The 5,168-nt window shown below is 75.2% G+C and carries 4 protein-coding genes; 2 read left to right on the forward strand and 2 right to left on the reverse strand.

Annotated elements, in window-relative coordinates; translation table 11 throughout:
• Together ACZ58X_RS33350 and ACZ58X_RS33355 are read right to left on the reverse strand one after the other, a co-directional pair.
• Positions 1-772 (reverse strand): response regulator transcription factor (locus tag ACZ58X_RS33350; protein WP_470337318.1); only part of this gene is annotated, 772 nt, incomplete at its 3' end.
• On the reverse strand, positions 769-1,992 hold the full coding sequence (locus tag ACZ58X_RS33355) for a sensor histidine kinase (RefSeq protein WP_470337319.1): 1,224 nt from the start codon (positions 1,990-1,992) through the stop codon (positions 769-771). The genes ACZ58X_RS33350 and ACZ58X_RS33355, both read right to left, overlap by 4 nt.
• Before the next feature lie 261 nt (positions 1,993-2,253).
• Between ACZ58X_RS33355 and ACZ58X_RS33360 the strand changes: the two genes are divergently transcribed.
• Both ACZ58X_RS33360 and ACZ58X_RS33365 read left to right on the forward strand, forming a co-directional pair.
• Positions 2,254-4,455, forward strand: a complete 2,202-nt coding sequence (locus tag ACZ58X_RS33360; RefSeq protein WP_470337320.1) for an MMPL family transporter — start codon at positions 2,254-2,256, stop codon at positions 4,453-4,455.
• 213 nt (positions 4,456-4,668) lie between these two features.
• Positions 4,669-5,034 (forward strand): peptidoglycan-binding domain-containing protein, encoded by a 366-nt coding sequence (locus ACZ58X_RS33365; protein WP_470337321.1) that lies wholly within the window; start codon positions 4,669-4,671, stop codon positions 5,032-5,034.
• Positions 5,035-5,168 lie beyond the last annotated feature (134 nt).

Consider the following 5,168-nt stretch of genomic DNA (forward strand, 5'->3'; position numbering starts at 1 on the left):
CTCCCCCCTTCCCCCCCCCCCCCCCCCCCCCCCTCCCCCCCCCCCCCCCCCCCCCCCCCCCCCTCCTCCTGCCCTCCCCGCCCCCGGACTCGTAGGCGGCGATCACCGCCTGGGCGCGGTCCCGGACGTCGAGCTTGCCGAAGATGCTGGTGATGTAGTTCTTCACGGTGGACTGGCTGATCTCCAGGGCCAGCGAGATCGCGGCGTTGTCGAGGCCGGTGGCGATCAGCCGCCACACCTCGACCTCCCGGGGCGTGAGTTCGCCGGTACCGACGGCCGCCGGCGGCGGGGTGGCGGCGGCCGGCGCCCGGACGTAGGTCGAGATCAGCCGGGTGAGCAGCCGCGGGGCGACCACCGCCTCCCCGGCGTGCACCGTCCGGATCGCCGCACCCAGCTCCTCCGGGGAGACGTCCTTGGGCAGGAAGCCGTGGGCACCGGCGCGCAGCGCGGCCACCACGTACTCGTCCATGTCGAAGGTGCTCAGCGCCAGGACCCGGCAGCCGGGCAGCTCCCGGGCCAGCCGCTCGGTCGCGCCGACGCCGTCCAGCACGGGCATCCGGATGTCCATCACCACGACGTCGGGGCGCAGCCGGAGGGCGGCGGCGACGGCCTGTTCGCCGTCCTCGGCCTCGCCGACCACGGTCAGGGACGGGTCGGGGGAGAGGATCAGCGACAGGCCGCGGCGGACCAGTGGCTGGTCGTCCACGAGGAGCACCCGGATCGCGGGGTCGGTGCCGGTTCGGGTGGGACCGGCGGTGGTGGGGTCGGTCATCGCGCCGCCACCTGCCCCTGCTGGACGGCCGCCTCGGCCGATTCGTCGCCGGTCAGCGGGAGCTCGGCGGTCACGGCGAAGCCGCCGCCCGGCTGCGGGCCGGTCGTCAGGGTGCCGCCGTGCAGGGCGACCCGCTCGCGCATGCCGACCAGGCCGTACCCGGCCCGGCCGGTGGGCTCGGGCGGCGGCGCGCCGCCGCCGTCGTCCCGCACCTCGACGGTCACCCGGTCCGGGTGGTAGGCGAACCGGACGGTGGCCCGGGCGGGCCCGGCGTACTTGCGGGCGTTGGTGAGGCCCTCCTGGACGATCCGGAAGACGGTCAGGCCGAGGGTGGGCGGCAGCGGGCGCGGGGAGCCCTCGACGGTGAACTCGGTCGGCAGCCCGGCCACCCGGGACTCGTCAACGAGCCGTTCCAGGTCCGCCTCCCCGGGCTGGGGCAGCGGTGGCGCGGCGTCCGGTTCGTCCCCGGTCCGCAGCACGTGCAGCAGCTGGCGCATCTCGCGCAGCGCCAGCCGGCCCGAGGACTCCAGGACGACCAGGGCGTCCCGGACCAGCTCCTGGTCCCCGAGGTTGGCCCGGGCGCCGCCGGCCATCAGCTGCATGGTGGTGATGTGGTGGGCCACGATGTCGTGCAGCTCCCGGGCGATCCGGCGGCGTTCGTCGGCAACCGCCCGGTCCGCCAGCAGCCGGCGGTTGTCGGCCACCTCGCGCTGCCAGCGGGCCACCGCCAGACCGGCCCCGGCCACCAGGACGGCGGCCGCCGGGTCGGAGATGAGCTGCGGCCAGATCGGGGCGTCGTAGCGCAGCTGGGTCAGCGTGGTGCTCACCGCCGTCACCACCGTGGCGGCCGCGGTCACCGGGACGCTGCGGCTCACCGCGACCGAGTACAGCGCGACGGCCAGCACCGCTCCGTAGTGCGGGCCCATCGGGGAGAGCAGGTCGGCCGCGGCCTGGAACACCAGGACGACGGCCAGGGCCGTCACCGGGCGGCTGCGCCGGGCCAGCAGCGGCAGGCCGGAGAGGACGATCACGGCGAAGCCCGGCACGGACATGCTGCGGGTGCCGGTCAACGGGCCGAGCAGCAGGTAGCCGAGCACGTCCAGGGTGCTGGCCCCGATGGCCACCAGGGCGTCCGTCTGGGTCCACGGAAGGCGGCCCGTCCACTCCTCCGGCGGCCCGTCCGTACTCGCGTCCGCCAAGGGGCGCTGACGCCCGTCCATCTGTGTTCCTCCCGGCTGACCAGCGCTGACACCGCCATTCTGGCATCGGCCGACCGGTCCGGGCGTGGTCCCCCGGGCGGAGGAGCAGGGCCCCGGACCAGGACCACGATCCCGGTCCGGGGCCGGGCGGGGGGAGCGCGGGCCCCCGGGCGGATCCTCCGACGCCCCGACGCCCCGGCACCCCTGCGGCTGATGGTCTTGGAACAGGCCGGGAACCCCCGGCGCCGAGGCCGACGTTCGCGTCCACCGACCGGAGGAACAGTGATCCGCGCACTGACCGGATTCTCCACCAGACACGCCTGGAAGGTCATCGCCCTGTGGGCGGTGGTGGGCATCGGGCTGGCCGTCCTGAGCCCGATGCTGATGAGCCGGGTGACCCAGTCCCAGACCGGAGAGTTCCTGCCGCGCAGCTACGATTCGGCCGCAGCGCTGCGGATCGCCGAGCAGGACTTCGGGGTCAAGCCCGACGCCACCACCGTCACCGTGCTGGTCGCCCGGACCGACGGCAAGCCGCTCACCGCCGGCGACCAGCAGCAGATCGAGGCCGGGGCCGGCAAGCTCGCCGAACGCCGGGTCGTCATGCCCCGCAAGCCCGACGAGCCGGCCGCCCTGGTGCCCGACCACTCCCAGACCCCCCGGGTCGCCCCCGCCACGATGGCGCCCGACCGGACCTTCGAACTGCTCACCGTCGAAATGACCGGCAACTCTTCCGACGAGGGCGTCCAGAGCGTCTTCCGGGTTTTCCGGGACCAGGCCCGCGCCCAGTTCGACGGGATCGGCATGCGCACCGGCTTCACCGGCAACCTCGCCCAGGCCTCCGACACCACCGATGCCAACCGCAGCGCCGCGGTGCTCGGCCACGCCCTGCTCACCGTCCTGATCGTGCTGCTCAACGTGCTGGTGTTCCGCAGCGCGCTGGCCGCCCTGCTGCCGCTGCTCGCGGTCGCCATGGTCGGCGGCGCGGCCGGCGGCGCCGTGGCCGGTGCGGCGGCCCTCACCGGGCTCAAGCTGGACGCCTCCACCCCCGGCCTGATCAACGTCGTGCTGCTCGGCATCGGCGTCGACTACCTGCTGTTCCTGCTCTTCCGGTTCCGCGAGCAGCTGCGCGCCCGGCCCGAGCAGAACGCCCGGCAGGCCGCCGCCGAGGTGTCCGGCAAGGTCGGCACCGCGATCACCTGCGCCGCGCTGACCATCGTCGCGGCCTTCGCCACGCTGGGCGTGGCGAGCTTCGGCCAGTTCCGCTCGCTCGGCCCGGCCGTCGCCGTCGCCGTGCTGGTGATGCTGCTGGGCAGCCTCACCCTGATGCCCGCCCTGCTCGCCGCCTGCGGCCGCGCGATGTTCTGGCCCTCCCGGAGTCTGCGGCGGGTGCCGCGGCCCGGCGTGGCGGCCCGCTTCGGCGAACTCGTCGCCCGCCGCCCGCTGGCGCTGCTGCTCGGCTCGGTCGTCCTGCTCGGCACGCTGGCCGCCGGCACGGTGGGGCTCAAGATGGACTACAGCCAGCCCGACGACACCACCACCGCGGCCGCGGCCACCGCGACGGAGATCTCCCGCGCCCTGCCGGCCGGCGTCTCCGACCCGACCACCGTGTACCTGGTCGCCAAGGACGGCGGCACGCTGGACGCCAAGCGGTTCGACGGCCTCGCCGGCGAGCTCAAGAAGACCGAGGGCGTCGGCCAGGTCGGCCGGACCGTCCTCGCCGACAACCACCGCGCCGCCCGGATCGACCTCTTCCTCAACGCCGACGCGCAGAGCCAGCGGGCCCGCGACCTGGTCTCCGGCCCGGTGCGCGCCGCGGTCGCCGCGCACACCCCGGCCGGAACCGAGGCCCACGTCGGCGGCAACGCCGCGATCGTGGTCGACATCTCCACCGCCGTCGACCGCGACCTGCGCGTGGTCTTCCCGGTCGCGGCCGGCCTGATCGCGCTGATCCTGCTGCTGCTCCTGCGCAGCCTGCTCGCCCCGGTCGCCCTGCTGCTCTCCGTCGGCCTCGGCTTCGCGGCCACCCTCGGCGCCGCGACCCTGCTGTTCCAGCACGGCCTGGACCGGCCCGGTGTCTCCTTCACCCTCCCGCTGGTGCTGTTCCTGTTCGTGGTCGCCATCGGCACCGACTACAACATCCTGATCACCGACCGGATCCGCGAGGAGATGCACCGCCCCGGCCCGGCCCGCGGCGCGGTGGCCCGTGCCGTCCGGCACACCGCTCCGGCCGTCGCCACCGCGGGCCTGGTGCTGGCGGGCTCCTTCGCGACCCTGGCCACCACCCCGGGCAGCGAGCAGGTCGCCTTCGCGCTGACCCTGGGCATCCTGCTCTCCGCGCTGGTGCTGTCCCTGGTCACCGTCCCGGCGCTGGCCGCCCTGCTCGGCCGCAGCCTCTGGTGGCCGCTGCGGCCCGCCCCGCCCGCTGCCGACCGCCCGCCGGTCGCCGCCCCGCGGCCGGCCCCGGACCAGCTGCACGTCGGGTGAACCCGGGCGGTCGCGGGACGGGGCCGGGGTTCGGGGCCGGGGTTCGGGGCCGCCGCAGGACGGGACGTCCCAGGGACACCGTGCCCCTGGTGGGACGGGTGACGCGCCGTCGAGCATGATCCGTGGCCGGAAGCGGGGACCGTCGCCCAGGAGGCGTGCGGTCCCCCTGCCACGGTGGCCCGGCCGACACGAAACTCCACAGGGGGACTTTCCGTGATCAGCAACCTGTTCAAGCGCGGCGCCGTCACCGCCGGCGCGGCCTTCCTCGCCGTCTCCGTCTTCGGCGGCGTCGCGCACGCCGACCCGGGCGTTCCGTACATCAAGCCCAGCCAGCGCAGCCAGGCCGTCTCCTGCGTGCAGCAGGGCCTGCGCGAGGCCGGCTACACCATCGACGTCGACGGGATCTACGGCAACGCCACCTACGGGGCACTGACCGACTTCCAGGCCCGCCGCAACCTCCAGGCGGACGGCATCGTCGGCCCGAAGACCGGTGACCGCCTCTACTACGACTACCTCGCCAAGTCGGGGAACCTGGCCGAGATCGAGGGCTGCGGCTACCTCATCCCCACCACCCACTGAGGACCGGTACCCGCCTGACGGCCCGGGGGGGGGGGGGGGGGGGGGGGGGGGGGGGGGGGGGGGGGGGGGGGGGGGGGGGGGGAGGGGAAGAAGAAGGTGGGACGGGATGTTGCGACTAGAGGACAGCCCGAACG

Source organism: Kitasatospora sp. NPDC040550 (genome assembly GCF_055594965.1).